Source organism: Rhizobium sp. NPDC090279 (assembly GCF_044769665.1).
Taxonomy (GTDB): domain Bacteria; phylum Pseudomonadota; class Alphaproteobacteria; order Rhizobiales; family Rhizobiaceae; genus Rhizobium.
Genome location: NZ_JBIVYI010000009.1, coordinates 302,697 through 318,052, shown reverse-complemented (window position 1 = coordinate 318,052; position 15,356 = coordinate 302,697). Strand labels below are relative to the sequence as shown.

Here is a 15,356-nt window from a genome sequence, read left to right as displayed (position 1 = left end):
CGCCACCCCGGCGGCCATTTTTTCGATCACCTAAAACGGCGGCTGACGAAGCGCGAGCCGGCAGCGCCGAAACGCCAGAACGGATCGACGTTCTTCGTGATGCCGATGCGCTTGTCCGTCACAACCGGCACCGGTTCCGCAAGCGAAATCGAAAACGGCGCCGCGTCCAGTGAACGGCCATTGAGGCCGATATCGACGGCCAGGGCCTGTGAGAGCTTTCCCGGCCCGTTGCAGAGCGAGACGATATCGGCAAGGCCTCGCCGCCGGATCATCTCCTCGATGCCGTCCCCCGGCTCCAGCGCCCGGATGAGCACGGCGCTCGCGCCGACACAGACAAAGTTCAGGCACCAGTGAATACCATAGGACCGGTAGATATAGACATGTCCGGCCGGCCCGAACATGGCCGCATTGCGCGGCGTCGGCCCGTTATAGGCATGGGACGCCGCGTCGTCCGGCCGATAGGCCTCCGTCTCGACGATACGCCCGCCGACGCCCGCGACTGTCAGATATGCTCCGATCAGGTCGGAGGCGACTATGACGGCGTCCCGGCTGAAGAAGGTGGCAAGGGCAGGGCCGGCAAGCGGCCTGGCACCGAGAGGCTGGGAATGATCGTCAACTGTCATCGGTATGGGTGATATCCAGATTGGTTGATGCCGAGCCTTCGAAGAAGGCGCGACAGTTTCGAGGTTCTTTCCTACAAATTTCGGTGAAGACACACCAGGTAATTGGCCTCGGCATCACTGATTTTCAGGATACTCTATCCGATCGATGGCACCTGACGCGGCATTCATTCCGCCGGATTGCGGCAGATTATGAAATCTGCTGCCAATTTCTTTTTTAACAAGACCTCGCAACCTATTGATCTAAATTACTCTCTTCTTGTCGAAGAGCTGAGTAAGGGGGAGGGTGAAGAAGCGGATAGGGTATTTGCCAACGGCTTTAGCCTGCCCAAATGGAGAGGTCGGTGGTCTCATCCGATGATAATTGACAAACACTAAGCTTCGCTTATCATTAGCCTGCTTCAGTCAGATTTGACCCCTGACCTGGCGAAGGGGGTTCGGCCACTTAAGTTGGCCGGACCCCCTTATTTTGGCCGCCTTGGGCAGGCGTCATCCGAATGGCTTGGTGCTTCTCCGAAGGAGATGCGGATTCACAATCCAGGCCCTCCGCTTTTCATCACGCTATCAACACCATGATCGAGGCTTGGGTAGCCGTGTCCGCGGATGCATTTCCCGTGCTCATCCATTCGTACAGCACGCCGGCAATCCGGACTGGCGCTACCGAATAAGTTGACGCGGCGTTGCAAGTCGCTATAAGCGCAGATCGGAAGCGGAAATAGTTGCAAACTGCGTCGCATGGCCACGGCTGCAACACCGGATATTGGAGAATAAAACTCTTCAATATCAAATAGATGGAAGAGTGTCCGAGTGGTTTAAGGAACCGGTCTTGAAAACCGGCGTGCGGGAAACCGTACCGTGGGTTCGAATCCCACCTCTTCCGCCACAACCATATGATAGTGTTTGGCAATTTTCGTTGACATGACCGGCGCTGATCGGGGCCAATCTGCAACATTGTCAACAATTACCTGCAACAATGCTGCAACTGCATATGTGTTGCAGCCAGTCTTGCGACGAGAGGTGGCAGAATCCGCGCCACTGATGTTGGTTTTCTTCCTTTTCGAGACTACGCTCGGATATTGCACACGATGGACGACCGTCGGCCATAAGTAGCGATTTTCTTGCACCCCGATCGCGATTTTCCGCGAACTCGTGGAAGCGTTCGAACACGCCGGTCAGGGTGAAGGTTTCATCACGTGAAATTGACGCCGAGGCCGCACGTTGATTGTATCGATGACGTAGCGAAACGGCTCGGTCTTATTGATCTATTTCCGCCCTCATCCGTGCCAATGCGAGCAGCGAATGACGCTGCAAAAGTTGCCGCGGTGAAAATGCGGTTCCTTGTCGGCAATGACATCGGCCTTTACGTTGCCGAAGGTCGTGTCCGGCTTGTGCTTGATGCCGTCGTAGAAGGCCTGAATGATGTCCTCCTTGAACTTTGGCGTGCGTGGGAACGCTTTGACAACCGCCTCGCGGTCGGCTTGGGAATACTGGTCGTAGGTCAGACCGAGAACGTCCATTTCCACACCGGCGGTAACCAGGGCGACGACAGGATGCATATGTTGGGGCACGCCCGGCGTGGTGTGGAGTGCGATCGCGGTCCACACGATATAGGCGTCCTCTTCCGAGATGCCGTGGCTGCGCAGGAAGTCGCGCGCGGCATGCGCGCCGTCGACCTCGAAGCGCTCGTCCTTGCTGCTGCAGCTGGGCATGAGGCCGATGTCGTGGAACATCGCGCCGGCATAGAGCAGCTCGCGATCAAACTGCAGGCCGCGCTTTATGCCTGCAATCGCGCCGAAATGATAAACACGGCTGGAATGGTTAAAAAGCAGCTCGGTCTCGGTGTCGCGGATGAACTCGGTGACGGCGCGCGCCAGTTTGCTGTCGGGGATGGCAGCGGCTTCGATGATTTTGGACATGCCTTGCTCCTAGGTTTGCACTTGTAAGCAAGGTAGAAGCAGGCCATTTTGGCTTCTATAGGCATAATATATCAAATACAGACAAATTCAGACCGGAGCAGACACGAATGCGCGTGGAGACGAAAACGATCGTGATGGTGGCGCTGCCGGGCGTGCAACTTCTCGATGTATCCGGTCCTTTGGACGTCTTCTCCGAAGCGAACGCGCAGGCGGGCCGAAATGTCTATCGGTTGAGCATCGCGGCAAGCGAGCCGGGTCCGATCCGCAGTTCCTCGGGCGCGCGGTTATTGTCGAATTGGAACATCGAGGAAGACCTTGGCGAGCCTATCGATACGCTGCTTATCGCGGGGTGCCCCAACGCCGCCGATGCGCCAACAGATCGGCGGATGGTCGCGTGGCTGCGGTATCGAGTTCCAGCGATACGCCGCTACGGTTCCGTTTGTAGCGGCGCTTTCTTTCTGGCACGAGCGGGGTTACTCGATGGACGGCGCATCACCACTCACTGGGCCGTTGCCGACCGGCTTGCCGAACAATTCCCACTGGTAACGGTGGAGGAGGACGCGATTCATGTCAGCGACGGGCCGGTGCGAACGGCTGCGGGAGTCACCGCGGGGCTGGATCTGGCACTAGCGCTGGTCGAGGAGGATCTGGGCCACGACATCGCAATCCGTGTGGCAAGCCAGCTCGTCATGTTCTTCAAGCGCCCCGGCGGGCAGCTGCAATTTAGCCGAAAGGGCGAGGCGATGCCGGCGGGGCGCGCCGCTCTCCAGGAAATTCAACGCTGGATCGCTTCAAACCCCGCGCTCGATCACAGTGTGACAAGCCTTGCCAAGCGCATGGACCTCAGTCCGCGTCATTTCGCGCGTCTGTTCCGCAACGAGATTGGAATAACGCCCGCGACGTGGGTGGAGGAGGCGCGCGTCAACGCTGCGCGGCGGCTTCTCGAACAAGGCAATGAAGCGCCCAAGCAGGTTGCTGTGCATTGCGGTTTCGCCGACGCAAATACGTTCAGGCGGGCATTTGCGCGGCATGTCGGCGTGACGCCAGCAGAATATCGCAAGCGTTTCGCCAGCATCAAGCGCTGAGATCTTGTGTTCCAGCCGTTCCTTCCCAGACGAAGCTGGCGGGCTATGGGGTAGACGTCGGTCTCAACCCGTCGACTTCGCTTACAAAGCCCGTCCATTGATATGGAAGAAAAACGACGGGCATGTCACATTGGGAATTGCCGTCTTGTCTTGTCCTTCGCAACACCATTTTCGAAGGAGATGACAATGATCCGCCAGCGCATCGCAATCGTGTATCATAGCGGCTATGGACATACGGGCCGACAGGCCGAGGCCGTCAAGGCAGGGATCGACGAGGTCGACGGTACGGAGGCCATGCTATTGACCGTGGACAAGGTGGAGCGCCACTGGGGCGATCTCAATGCCGCCCAGGCGATCATTTTTGGATCGCCAACCTATATGGGCGCGGTTTCCGCACCGTTCAAAGCCTTCCAGGAGGCGACGTCGAATGCCGTTCTCGGCAGAGGCTACCTCTGGAAGGACAAGATCGCGGCCGGTTTCACCACTTCAGGGTCGCGGTCGGGCGACAAGCTTTCGACGCTGATGCAAATGGTGATCTTCGCCGCGCAACACGGAATGCATTGGGTCGGTCTCGATCTACCGCCAGCGAACTGCTCGTCAACAGGCTCGGAAGAGGACATGAACCGTCTCGGCTTCTGGCTCGGCGCCGCGGCGCAGGCGAACACGGATGAAGGCCCGGAAACAGCGCCACCCGCATCCGATCTTGCCACTGCCCGCCATCTCGGGCGTCGCGTGGCGCTGGCAACGCTGCAGCTCGTCCGCGGTCGCGAGGTCAGTCCGTTTCCACGCGAGCTTGCTGACCATGGGTGAAACGCCTTCAGACCCGATCTTCTCGGAGCTGCGTCCGCGCCTGGTCAGGCTTGCCTACAGGATGCTCGGGTCGGTCGCGGATGCAGAGGACGTCGTGCAGGATACCTGGATGCGCTGGCTGGCGACCGACCGTGCCACCGTTTGCCAACCGGCGGCCTTCCTTCGAACCATCGTTACCAGGCTTTGCCTCAATGAGCTGAAATCGGCACGCCGTCGCCGGGAGTCCTATGTGGGCTCCTGGCTGCCCGAGCCGATCTTCGATCCGGAAGACGACGACGGCGCCGACGATATCACCATGCCGTTGATGCTGGCGCTGGAGCGTCTTTCGCCGCTGGAGCGTGCCGCCTTTCTCCTGCATGACGTGTTCGGCATGGATTTCGACGACGTCTCCTCGGCGATCGGTCGCGAGGCGGCCGCCTGCCGCAAGCTTGCAAGCCGGGCGAGGGCGCATGTCGCCGAAGCCCGGCCACGTTTCGCCGTTGGTAGGGAGCAGGGGCTCAAGCTTGCCACGGCCTTCTTCACCGCGTCGAGAACGGGAGACATGGCCTCTCTTCGAGCCCTGCTTTCCGAGGATGTCGTTGTTTATGCCGATGGCGGCGGCAAGGTGCCGACATCGCAGCGGCCACATGTCGGCCTTTCTGCCACCATGCTGCTCCATGAACAGCTGGCGCGAATTTTCCGCGCGCAGCCCTCGCAATTGATCCACTATGCGATCATCGACGGCTTGCCCGGCTTCGTCACGATAGAGGGCGGTAACGTGGTTCAGACGACCGCGCTGTACATCGAGCAGACAAAGGTCGTCGCCATCTATTGCACTCGCAATCCGGACAAGCTGCGGCACGTTATCAGCGCCTTGCCGCATTGATGGTTGACGATGCGAAGAGGAAGATGCGAAACCCGCTTCTTCTCCGCGTCGAGATAGTGCTCCAGCAAAGAGGATGGTCATGCACCGCTTCAGCATACGTCGTCTGCAGCGCGACGACGCGTCGACATTCAGGGAGATTCGCCTGGAAGGCTTGGCCCGCCATCCGGAAGCCTTTGGTGCGTCCCACCAGGAAGAATTGGACTATTCGCTGACCCAGATCGGCGACAGGATCGAAAACAACGCGGTGATTGGCGGCTTTGCCGATGACGGCACGCTGGTTGGCGTCGTCGCGGTTGGGCGGTCGAAAGGTGCGAAGATGCGCCATATCGCCTCCATCTGGGGGATGTATGTGCGCCCACAGGGACGAGGAACCGGTCTGTCACGCTTGCTGATGATCGCAGCGCTGGACGAGGCAACAAGCACCTGCCGCTCAATACGGCTCAGCGTCGTATCCTCCAACGCGGCCGCCATTCGCCTGTATGAATCCCTCGGCTTCAGGGCCTGGGCCGTCGACACGGAGGCTTTAAGGATCGGCGATATCTATCACGACGAAATATTGATGCGTCTTGATACAGGCGCCTGAATCAACTGCTCCGAACCTGTCCACAGCAATCCCAGCACAATCTCCAACCGATCGCATCTGTCGCAATCCGGAACGACTGATGATGATCCGCTGGCAAGCCATAACCCGAGCGGGCATACCGTGATTGCCACTACTTGCAGCCAATGCCGCTTTACTCACCATTAACCATGATCTTCAGAATTTCTTCGGTGCGCTCAATTTGCATCGCAAAATGGACAAACTGCAATCATGTTTAAAGCACCGTTAGGTGGTTGGAGCGTAGCAGGATACCGGAATGAGGGACGTACCGGTAGCAGACCTCCGTCAAAGTAATGAGTAGCGGCTTGGGACAGATGAAATACGAAAATCGTGCGATGACATGCGCAACGGGTATGCGTTGGTTTGCTCTCTCACTGATGTGCGCAACCATCACGGCCTGCGGAACGTCTCAGAAGGTTGCCTCGACGCGCCAGCACGGCAAGGAATATTTTTCCGAAAAGGAATACGGCGTGAAGGCAAGCCCTCGCGTCGTCAACAATGGTCCCGTGCCGAAGGGCGGCGGCCGGTTCATGGTCGGCAATCCCTATCAGGTGAAGGGCAAGTGGTATTATCCGAAGGAAGACTACGGTTATAACAAGGTCGGTATCGCCTCCTGGTATGGCTCGGCATTTCACGGCCGCCTGACCGCCAACGGCGAGGTTTACGACCAACAGTCGCTGACCGCTGCGCATCCGACCTTCCCGCTGCCGAGCTATGCCCGCGTCACCAATGTCGAAACGGGATCGTCCATCATCGTTCGCGTCAACGATCGCGGTCCCTACCATCCCGGCCGCATCATCGACCTTTCCAACAAGACCGCGCAGCTGCTCGATCTTCAGCATAGCGGTACCGGCGATGTGCGTGTGCAATATGTCGGCCGCGCCCGCATGGACGGCCACGACGACCCCTATCTGATGGCATCCTACATTCCCAAGGGCTCGCGCCTGCCAAGCATCAATCCCGGCGGCCAGATCGCAACAGGCGTGATGGTTGCTTCGGCCGGTCGGATGACCGCCGATCAGCTGCCGGAATCGGATACTCCTCTCCATGCCAGCCGTCAGCAGCGCAACTTCGATCTCGCGCCGGCGATTGCGCCAATCCCCCGTCAGTCTCCCTATTCGGCCACCGCTTTCGCCGATGCGCCGAAGGCTGCCTATAACGGCGGCGACAAGCGCAACAACCCACCGCCAATGACCTGGAACGGCGGCCCGATGCCGGCCGTTCAGTCGGCTGAGCCGGTGATGATCGTCCTGCCGCAGATCGGACCGATTCCTCGCGAGCGGCCGGATTTCTCTCCTCGTCTTGCAAACTCGAAGGACCAATTCCAGAGCTCGACCGTGGCTGCCTATCAGGAGGCTCCCGTCAAGACCGTTTACGTCGATCTTGCTTTCGATGCCGTCATGGTTCGCAATGACGGACTCACACAGGAATCGATCCTTTCGTCCTATCGCCGCCAGCATCAAGGTACGACGCAGGTCGATTGATCCGCGTCATTGCCTGAATCTTAACCCGTCACTAAAATAATCGTGTCGGTGGTCGGATTAAGGGGACGATATGCCAAAGCGCTTGATTCTTTTGTTCCTTTTCCTTCTCGGGATCGGCAATGTCGCGGCGCTTGCGCAGCCGGCGACCCCAGGCGCTTTCGACACGAAAGCCGCGCAGGCGTTCATGATCGAGGCATCGACCGGCACTATTCTGCTTGCCAAGAACGAAGATCAGCTGATTTCGCCGGCGTCGCTTGCGAAACTGATGACGCTCGATGTCGTGTTCGATGCGATCGGGCGAGGGGAGATCAATCTCGATACCGAGTATCCCGTCTCGGAAAACGCCTGGCGGACAGGCGGAGCGCCTTCGCGGGCATCGACCATGTTCGCTGCATTGAAATCGCGCATACGCGTCGGCGATCTGCTCCAGGGCATTGCCGTCCAGCAGGCGAATGACGCTTGCATCGTTCTGGCGGAAGGCATGTCCGTTAGTGAGCGCGAATTCGCGCGGCGCATGACGGCACGTGCGAAGGAGATCGGCATGTCTCGGTCTACCTTCACCAATTCTACCGGTCTGCCCGATGCGAACGATCCCAATGCCGGCGGCAAAGTCTCTGCTCGGGAGATGGTGATGCTGGCGCAGGATCTGCAGGAGAAGCACCCCGATCTCTACAAATATTTCGGGCAGGCCGACTTCACCTGGAACAAGATCTATCAGCGCAACAAGAACCCAATGCTCCTGCTCAATATCGGCGTCGATGGTCTGGGGCTCGGTTTTGCCGAAGGCGAGGGCTTTTCGATCGTAGCCTCCATTCAGCGGGACGGCCGCCGGCTGTTCCTGGCGCTTGGCGGCCTGAAGAGCGACAAGGACCGCATCGAGGAGACGAGGCGTGTCCTCGAATGGGGCCTCGGCAATTTCAAGAGCCAGCGCATCTTCGCCGATGGCGAGGTGATCGGTGATGCCAGCATCTATGGCGGCGCCGCCTCCACCGTCGGCCTGCAGGCGAAGATACCCGTCGATGTCTACGTTCCGATCGAGACGCCGGATCGGCTGTCCGCGCGCATCGTCTATCGTTGGCCGCTGACAGCGCCGGTGGCGGCGGGCTACGAAGCGGGAACCCTTCGCGTGTTCCTGGGCGCGCGCATGGTGCGCGAGCTGCCGCTCTATACAAGAGAATCGGTCGGGCAGGGCACGTTGGGGCGCCGCGCTTTCGATGCCTTCATGGAATTGACCGAATCGCTGCTGTTTTCCTGGCTGTGGGACAGGCCCCTGCCGACCTGAATGGGCCAGAAAGCTCGCGAAATCTCTGTTCACACCCCATATAGAATGGCGGACACCGGGACATGCACGGTTTCACCCGGGCATGTCTTGGGTTAAACAGAATGCGGATCGCATACCAAACGGATGGCACGCGAAAAGTGCAGGACATGATCATTGGCTGACGCAAACGGATTATTCGTAAGCTTCGAAGGCGGCGAGGGGGCTGGCAAATCCACCCAGATCCGTCGCCTGGCCGAGCGATTGCGCGAGCGAGGTCATGAGGTTCTGGTGACGCGCGAACCCGGCGGCTCGCCGGGCGCCGAGGCGGTGCGTCACGTCCTGCTTTCCGGCGCCGCGGAAATGTTCGGCACGCGCATGGAGGCCATTCTCTTTGCCGCGGCCCGCAACGATCACGTCGAGGATGTCATTCGCCCGGCACTGGCTCGCGGCACCATCGTCCTTTGCGATCGTTTCATGGATTCCTCGCGCGTCTATCAAGGCGTGACGGGTAATCTCGAGCCTGATTATATCGAGGCTCTGCAACGAGTTGCGGTCAACGGCGTCGTCCCGCACTGCACGCTCATTCTCGACATTCCGGCCACAGTCGGTCTGGAGCGCGCCCGCAAACGCGCCTCGGCCGTCGCCGCGCCCGATCGCTTCGAGAAGGAAGAGATGCAGACCCACGAGAAGCGCCGCGAGGCGTTCCTCGATATCGCCGCCCGAGAACCCGAGCGTTGTCACGTCGTCGACGCGCAGCGATCGGAAGACGAGATCGCCGCGGAAATTGCCGGGATCATCGACAAGCGACTCGGCGCTGTCAATATCACCGCTGGAACGGAAGCCGCGCAATGAGCGACGAACGGCCGGGCGTTCTCGATGGCGCGATCCCTCCGCAGGACAATGTGAAGCTCTTCGGCCATGAGGAGGCGGAAGCCTTCCTTGCGCAATCCTATCGCTCCGGCAAGGGCCACCATGCCATGCTGATCGAAGGGCCTGAAGGTATCGGCAAGGCGACGCTCGCCTTTCGCTTCGCCAATCATGTCCTCTCCCATCCTGATCCTGCCTCCGCGCCGGAGTCGATCGGCGATCCTGACCCGGCATCGGTCGTCAGCCGGCAGATTTCCGGCGGGGCATCGCACAATCTGCTGCACTTGAGCCGACCGGTCGATGACAAGACAGGCAAGGTGAAATCCGCAATCACCGTGGATGAAGTGCGACGCGCCGGAAAATTCTTCTCGCAGACATCGGGCACGGGCAATTGGCGGATCGTCGTCATCGATCCTGCCGACGATCTCAACCGCAGCGCGGCCAACGCCATTTTGAAGATACTCGAGGAACCGCCGAAGCGCGCACTGTTCCTCGTCCTGTCGCACGCGCCGGGCCGGCTTCTGCCAACAATTCGCTCGCGCTGCCTGCCTTTGAAGCTCGCTCCACTCGGAGATGACGCCTTGCGCATGGCGCTTGAAAATCTGGGTGTGCCAGCCGGGAAGGGGAGCGAACTACTTTCTACAGCCAAGGGCAGCGTCAGCGAGGCGCTCAAGCTTCTGAATTATGGCGGTGGCGAAATCATCGAAGCTTATCGGCAGGTGCTTTCGGCCGATGGGCCTGCGGCCCGAAAGGCGATGCACCGCCTCGCCGACGCGCTTTCCGGTAAGGACAGCGACACGATCTTCGGCTTCTTCCTGTCGCATATCGGCGACGATATTATCGAGCGCGCAAGGACTGCCGCGCTTGGCGGTTCCATGGGCACAGCTGAAAGACTGGCCCGGCTGCACTCCGAGACCACAGAGCGGCTGAACGTGTCGCAGGCTTATAATCTCGATCGCAAGCAGACGCTCATCGCTATTCTCGGCGAACTCAAGCAGCAGCTTTCTGCGTAGAGTCACGACACCTCATCCGGGTGTTCGCGATTTTAAACCCGCACCGGCGGGCGTGGAACTGCCGTTCAACGGCGCCCCCGCGAGAGACGCCGCTGACCTCATTTCTTCAAAACGATGTGAGTAGCTTTCCCGGTCGCATCCCGCTCAGCGAGCTGAAACCCGAGCGAGGGCAGGTCGATACCGGCGAACATCGCTTCGCCTCTCCCGAGCATGACTGGCGAAATGGCAAAATGTATCTCGTCGACCAGGCCCGCCTGAACATATTGGCGCACAGTGCTTACGCCGCCGCCAATCTTCACATCCTTGTCACCGGCGGCGGCCTTGGCCCGCGCAAGCGCCTCCTCGATACCTCCAGTGACGAAATAGAAGGTCGTGCCGCCCTCCATGACAATGGGCTCGCGGGCGTAATTGGTAAGGATGAAGGTTGGCTGATGATAGGGCGGATTGTCGCCCCACCAGCCCTTCCAGTTTTCATCGGGCCATTCGCCGCGAATGGGGCCGAACATGTTGCGCCCGAGGATGTAAGCGCCAAAGCCGGACATTGCGGATGACGCATATGTCGCGTCGGCGCCCTCGGTTTCGCCATCTCTACCGAACATCGCCTGGAATGTCTGGGTCGGGAAAAACCACTCAAACAATTCCGGTCCACGCTTGCCCAGGGGGTCGTTCAGGCTTTGCTCCGGGCCAGCTCCAAAGCCATCGACCGAAAGCGAGAATCCCGCCACGCGCACTTTCGACATGATTTCCTCCATCCAATTGCAATTTGCAACTGGTTGTGTGTTAACATGGCTGATCCTACATTGCAATTGGTTCACCAAGGAAAGCGAATATGGATATCGAGAGGCGGTCGGGGTGTCCGATCAACCTGACTATGGAGGTGCTGGGGGACCGCTGGAGTCTGATTATCATCCGGGACATCATGTTCGGCAATCGTAGGCATTTTCGCGAGTTGCTCAATCGGTCCGAGGAAGGGATCGCCTCCAACATACTTGCCGCGCGCCTGAAACGTCTCGTCTCGCTCGGCCTGGTCACCAAATTGGACGATCCCACGCACAGCCAGAAGGCGATTTACAGCCTGACAGAACCGGCGATTCAGCTTGTGCCGATGATCGCTGTGATCGGCGCCTGGGGCCGACGGCATCTGCCGGTCAGCGAAGACTTGAGCATCCGCGCTGAACTTCTCGAGGATGGTGGACCGGCCCTTTGGCACGACTTCATGAACGATCTTAGAAACATTCACATTGCGGACCCGATCGGCGGCGCAAATGGGAGTGTCACATCACCTGTCTTAATACGCCTTACCAGCGCCTTTCTCGAGGTCCGCGCAAGAATGGAACGCAAAGAGTGAGATTGCCTTGTGCCGGCGACAACGGGGATGCTTCGGTTTGGTGCAATGACGCCCATCCGTTCATCAAACCAGTTGGTGGCACCTGTCGCTCTATGGGAAAATCAGCTTCCAGGCCACGACGGCCAAGGTGACGGCGAGGATGATGCGCACGGAGCGTTCGTGCAGGCGAGGCGCCAGCAGACTGCCGGCGACGATCCCCGGGATCGATCCTACCAGCAAAGCGAACAGCATCGTCCAGTTGATCTCGCCGATGAACCAATAGCCCATGCCGCCGATCAGGGTCAGCGGTACAGCGTGGACGATGTCCGAGCCGACGATTTCGCGCACATCCGTCTGCGGGTAGAGAACGAGCAGCACGGTGACACCGAGCGCGCCGGCACCAACGGATGTCATCGTGACGAGAATGCCGAGTATGAGGCCGAGAGCGACCGTCAGCAGCGCGATGGTGCGCGGCGCCAGCGTCCCTCGCTCGCCACGCCATTTACGGATCGCATCCAGAATTTGACCACGGAAAATCAGCATGAGCGAGGTCAGAAGCAGCAGACAGCCCAGTGACAGAGTGATGGCATGGGCAACGGCGGGGCTCTCGCGATTGACGCCGGCCATGATCCAGAGCATGGCAAGCGCCGCCGGAACGCTGCCCGAAGCCAGAAGGCTGACGACCTTCCAATTAACCCGCCCGTGCATGCCGTGGACGGCTGTTCCCGCCGTCTTGGTGATCGCCGCATAGAGCAGGTCGGTGCCGACAGCCGTTGCCGGATGGACGCCGAAGAGAAGCACGAGCAGGGGCGTCATCAGCGAGCCGCCGCCGACCCCGGTAATGCCCACCAGCATGCCGACGAAGAAGCCGGAAAAGGAATAAAGCGGCTGAAAGGAATTGATCAAACTCAAATTCACGGCCTCTTGAAGCCGTTGGGCAGACCAATACATAAAACGATGAATTTCACAGCCATGCCCGTCCTGCGCTCCACTCTCCCGAAGGGGTAAAGGCGAGGCGGAGTCGAGTCAAGCAAAGCGCCATCCCGAAGTTCCGAATGCTGCGGGCGCGAAACTTGGTGTTTCGCTCCCTGCAAACATGCGCTAAAGCGAGCGGAGCAAGAATAACAGCGACGTAACAGTAAAAAACGGGCCACTGCCTCACATGACCGAAAAAACTCCGTTCTACATCACCACCGCGATCGCCTATCCCAACGGCAAGCCGCATATCGGCCATGCCTACGAGCTGATCGCGACCGACGCGCTGGCGCGATTCCAGCGCCTCGATGGCCGCGACGTCTTCTTTCTGACAGGTACGGACGAGCATGGCCAGAAGATGCAGCAGACGGCTCGGGCCGAAGGCATGGAACCGCAGCAGCTCGCCGACCGCAACTCGGACGAATTCCAGGCGATGGGCAAGCTGCTGAATGCGTCCAACGACGATTTCATCCGCACCACCCAGCCGCGTCACCACGAGACATCTCAGAACATCTGGAACCTGATGGCCGATGCCGGCGACATCTACAAGGATTCCTATGCCGGCTGGTATTCGGTGCGCGACGAGGCCTACTATCAGGAAAACGAAACCGAACTGCGCGCCGATGGCGTGCGCTACGGACCGCAGGGCACGCCGGTCGAATGGGTGCAGGAGGAAAGCTATTTCTTCAAGCTGTCCGAATACCAGGACAAGCTGCTCAAGCATTACGAGGAAAATCCCGATTTCATCGGCCCGGCCGAACGCCGCAACGAAGTCATCTCCTTCGTCAAATCCGGCCTGAAGGATCTTTCGGTTTCGCGCACGACCTTCGACTGGGGCATCAAGGTGCCGAATGACCCGGCGCACGTCATGTATGTCTGGGTCGACGCGCTGACGAACTACATCACCGCGACCGGCTACATCGAAGACCGGAACAATCCGCGGGCAAAATACTGGCCGGCCGATCTGCATGTCATCGGCAAGGACATCATCCGTTTCCACGCCGTCTACTGGCCGGCCTTCCTGATGTCGGCGAAACTGCCGCTGCCGAAGCGCGTCTATGCCCACGGCTTCCTGCTCAACAAGGGCGAGAAGATGTCGAAGTCGCTCGGCAACGTCGTCGACCCGGTCAACCTGGTGAACCATTTCGGCCTCGACCAGGTGCGCTATTTCTTCCTGCGCGAAGTCTCCTTCGGCCAGGACGGCAGCTACAGCGAAGAGGCGATCGGCACCCGCATCAATTCCGATCTCGCCAACGGCATCGGCAATCTCGCCAGCCGCTCGCTGTCGATGATCGTCAAGAACTGCAACGGACAGATCCCCGAGTGCGGAGCATTGACCGACGAGGACAAGGCGCTTCTCGCGCAGGCCGACGCGTTGCTGGCTTCCACCCGCGACGACATGGGCAAGCAGCTCATTCACCGCGCTCTGGCGTCCATTATCGCCGTGGTTTCCGAAACGGACCGCTATTTCGCGAGCCAGGAGCCCTGGGCGCTGAAGAAGACCGACCCGGCCCGCATGGCGACCGTGCTCTACGTCACGGCCGATGTCGTGCGCCAGATCGGTATTCTGCTGCAGCCTTTCATGCCGGAATCCTCGGCTAAGCTCCTGGATCTCATTGCAATCCCTGCCGACAAGCGCGATTTCGCGGCCCTCGGCGAGGCAGGTCGCCTCGTTGCCGGAACGCCGCTGGAAGCGCCGAAACCGGTCTTCCCGCGCTATGTCGCGCCGACCGCCGAATAAGGTTTTCCATGCTGATCGATACGCATTGCCACCTGGATTTTGCCGATTTCGAGGAGGAGCGCGACGCGATCGTCGCGCGCGCTCACGAGATGGGCGTCAAGCAGATGGTGACCATCTCGACCAGGGTCCGAAAACTTGACGGGCTGCTAGCGCTCACCGAGCGCTATCCTTCGGTTTTCTGCTCGGTCGGCACGCATCCGAACAGTGCCGACCAGGAGCTTGATATCCAGACGGAAGATCTCGTGCGGTTGGCAAACCGGCACGACAAGATCGTCGCGATCGGCGAGGCGGGGCTTGATTACTTCTACGATACCGTCAAGCCGGAAGATCAGAAGACCGGCTTCCTCCGCCATATCGCGGCTGCCCGCGAAACGAAACTGCCGCTGGTCATCCACAGCCGCAGCGCCGACGAAGACATGGCCGCGATCCTAACGGAAGAGATGGGGAAGGGGGCTTTCCCCTTCATCCTGCATTGCTTTTCCGCAGGCCCTGCCCTTGCCCAGACCGGCGTCGAGCTTGGAGGCTACATCTCGTTCTCCGGCATCCTGACCTTCCCGAAGTCGGAAGAGCTGCGCGAGATCGCCAGGACGATCCCGCGCGACCGGCTGCTGGTCGAGACCGATGCACCGTATCTTGCGCCGAAGCGTTGGCGCGGCAAGCGCAACGAACCGTCCTATGTCGTCAACACGGCCGAGGTGCTCGCCGATACGATCGGCGTCAGCATGGATGAGGCTGCCGAGATCACCACGGCGAACGCCTTCCGCTGCTTTTCCAAGATGACGAGGGTCTGA

At 59.8% G+C, this 15,356-nt stretch carries 15 protein-coding genes and 1 tRNA gene; 12 read left to right on the top strand and 4 right to left on the bottom strand.

What is annotated here, in order from left to right:
- Window positions 1-26: 26 nt before the first annotated feature.
- Window positions 27-623: a DNA-3-methyladenine glycosylase gene (locus ACIQWP_RS23540; protein ID WP_402792827.1), complete on the bottom strand. Its 597-nt coding sequence runs from the start codon at window positions 621-623 to the stop codon at window positions 27-29.
- Window positions 624-1,413: 790 nt separating this feature from the next.
- On the opposite strand from ACIQWP_RS23540, the gene ACIQWP_RS23535 reads away from it, so the two are divergent.
- Window positions 1,414-1,503 (top strand) — tRNA-Ser (locus tag ACIQWP_RS23535).
- Window positions 1,504-1,894: 391 nt separating this feature from the next.
- On the opposite strand, the gene ACIQWP_RS23530 is transcribed toward ACIQWP_RS23535, so the two are convergent.
- Window positions 1,895-2,536 (bottom strand): HD domain-containing protein, encoded by a 642-nt coding sequence (locus ACIQWP_RS23530; protein ID WP_402792825.1) that lies wholly within the window; start codon window positions 2,534-2,536, stop codon window positions 1,895-1,897.
- Between the two features lie 107 nt (window positions 2,537-2,643).
- Here ACIQWP_RS23530 and ACIQWP_RS23525 point away from each other — a divergent pair, with 107 nt between their 5' ends.
- From ACIQWP_RS23525 to ACIQWP_RS23490, 8 genes are all read left to right on the top strand, one after another.
- Entirely contained in the window at window positions 2,644-3,621 is a 978-nt protein-coding gene (locus ACIQWP_RS23525; protein ID WP_402792823.1) for a GlxA family transcriptional regulator, read from the top strand.
- Window positions 3,622-3,807: 186 nt separating this feature from the next.
- On the top strand, window positions 3,808-4,431 hold the full coding sequence (locus ACIQWP_RS23520) for a flavodoxin family protein (protein ID WP_402792821.1): 624 nt from the start codon (window positions 3,808-3,810) through the stop codon (window positions 4,429-4,431).
- Window positions 4,424-5,296, top strand: a complete 873-nt coding sequence (locus ACIQWP_RS23515; protein ID WP_402792819.1) for a sigma-70 family RNA polymerase sigma factor — start codon at window positions 4,424-4,426, stop codon at window positions 5,294-5,296. Before ACIQWP_RS23520 ends, ACIQWP_RS23515 begins: the two co-directional genes overlap by 8 nt.
- 79 nt (window positions 5,297-5,375) lie before the next feature.
- A complete protein-coding gene (locus ACIQWP_RS23510) occupies window positions 5,376-5,879 on the top strand; it encodes a GNAT family N-acetyltransferase (protein ID WP_402792817.1) in 504 nt (167 codons plus the stop codon).
- A gap of 332 nt (window positions 5,880-6,211) precedes the next feature.
- Window positions 6,212-7,381 carry a septal ring lytic transglycosylase RlpA family protein gene (locus ACIQWP_RS23505; RefSeq protein ID WP_402792815.1) on the top strand — a complete coding sequence of 390 codons (1,170 nt, stop codon included), beginning with the start codon at window positions 6,212-6,214 and terminating at the stop codon, window positions 7,379-7,381.
- Between the two features lie 70 nt (window positions 7,382-7,451).
- On the top strand, window positions 7,452-8,663 hold the full coding sequence (locus tag ACIQWP_RS23500; protein WP_402792813.1) for a D-alanyl-D-alanine carboxypeptidase family protein: 1,212 nt from the start codon (window positions 7,452-7,454) through the stop codon (window positions 8,661-8,663).
- A gap of 153 nt (window positions 8,664-8,816) precedes the next feature.
- Window positions 8,817-9,494, top strand: coding sequence for a dTMP kinase (gene tmk / locus ACIQWP_RS23495; protein WP_402792812.1), 678 nt, complete (start codon window positions 8,817-8,819; stop codon window positions 9,492-9,494).
- The gene (locus ACIQWP_RS23490; protein WP_402792810.1) at window positions 9,491-10,522 is read left to right on the top strand and encodes a DNA polymerase III subunit delta'; all 1,032 of its coding nucleotides are present in this window, start codon (window positions 9,491-9,493) and stop codon (window positions 10,520-10,522) included. The genes tmk and ACIQWP_RS23490 overlap by 4 nt, the downstream gene beginning before the upstream one ends.
- Window positions 10,523-10,620: 98 nt before the next feature.
- Here ACIQWP_RS23490 and ACIQWP_RS23485 read toward each other — a convergent pair whose 3' ends face one another.
- Window positions 10,621-11,262 (bottom strand): dihydrofolate reductase family protein, encoded by a 642-nt coding sequence (locus ACIQWP_RS23485; protein WP_402792808.1) that lies wholly within the window; start codon window positions 11,260-11,262, stop codon window positions 10,621-10,623.
- Window positions 11,263-11,351: 89 nt separating this feature from the next.
- On the opposite strand from ACIQWP_RS23485, the gene ACIQWP_RS23480 reads away from it, so the two are divergent.
- Window positions 11,352-11,870, top strand: a complete 519-nt coding sequence (locus tag ACIQWP_RS23480) for a winged helix-turn-helix transcriptional regulator (RefSeq protein WP_402792806.1) — start codon at window positions 11,352-11,354, stop codon at window positions 11,868-11,870.
- A 90-nt stretch (window positions 11,871-11,960) separates the two neighbouring features.
- Here the strand turns inward: ACIQWP_RS23480 and ACIQWP_RS23475 are convergent, their stop codons facing one another.
- The gene (locus ACIQWP_RS23475; RefSeq protein WP_402792804.1) at window positions 11,961-12,800 is read right to left on the bottom strand and encodes a sulfite exporter TauE/SafE family protein; all 840 of its coding nucleotides are present in this window, start codon (window positions 12,798-12,800) and stop codon (window positions 11,961-11,963) included.
- A gap of 211 nt (window positions 12,801-13,011) precedes the next feature.
- On the opposite strand from ACIQWP_RS23475, the gene metG reads away from it, so the two are divergent.
- Window positions 13,012-14,565 carry a methionine--tRNA ligase gene (metG, locus tag ACIQWP_RS23470; RefSeq protein WP_402792802.1) on the top strand — a complete coding sequence of 518 codons (1,554 nt, stop codon included), beginning with the start codon at window positions 13,012-13,014 and terminating at the stop codon, window positions 14,563-14,565.
- A gap of 8 nt (window positions 14,566-14,573) precedes the next feature.
- Window positions 14,574-15,356 carry a TatD family hydrolase gene (locus tag ACIQWP_RS23465; protein WP_402792800.1) on the top strand — a complete coding sequence of 261 codons (783 nt, stop codon included), beginning with the start codon at window positions 14,574-14,576 and terminating at the stop codon, window positions 15,354-15,356.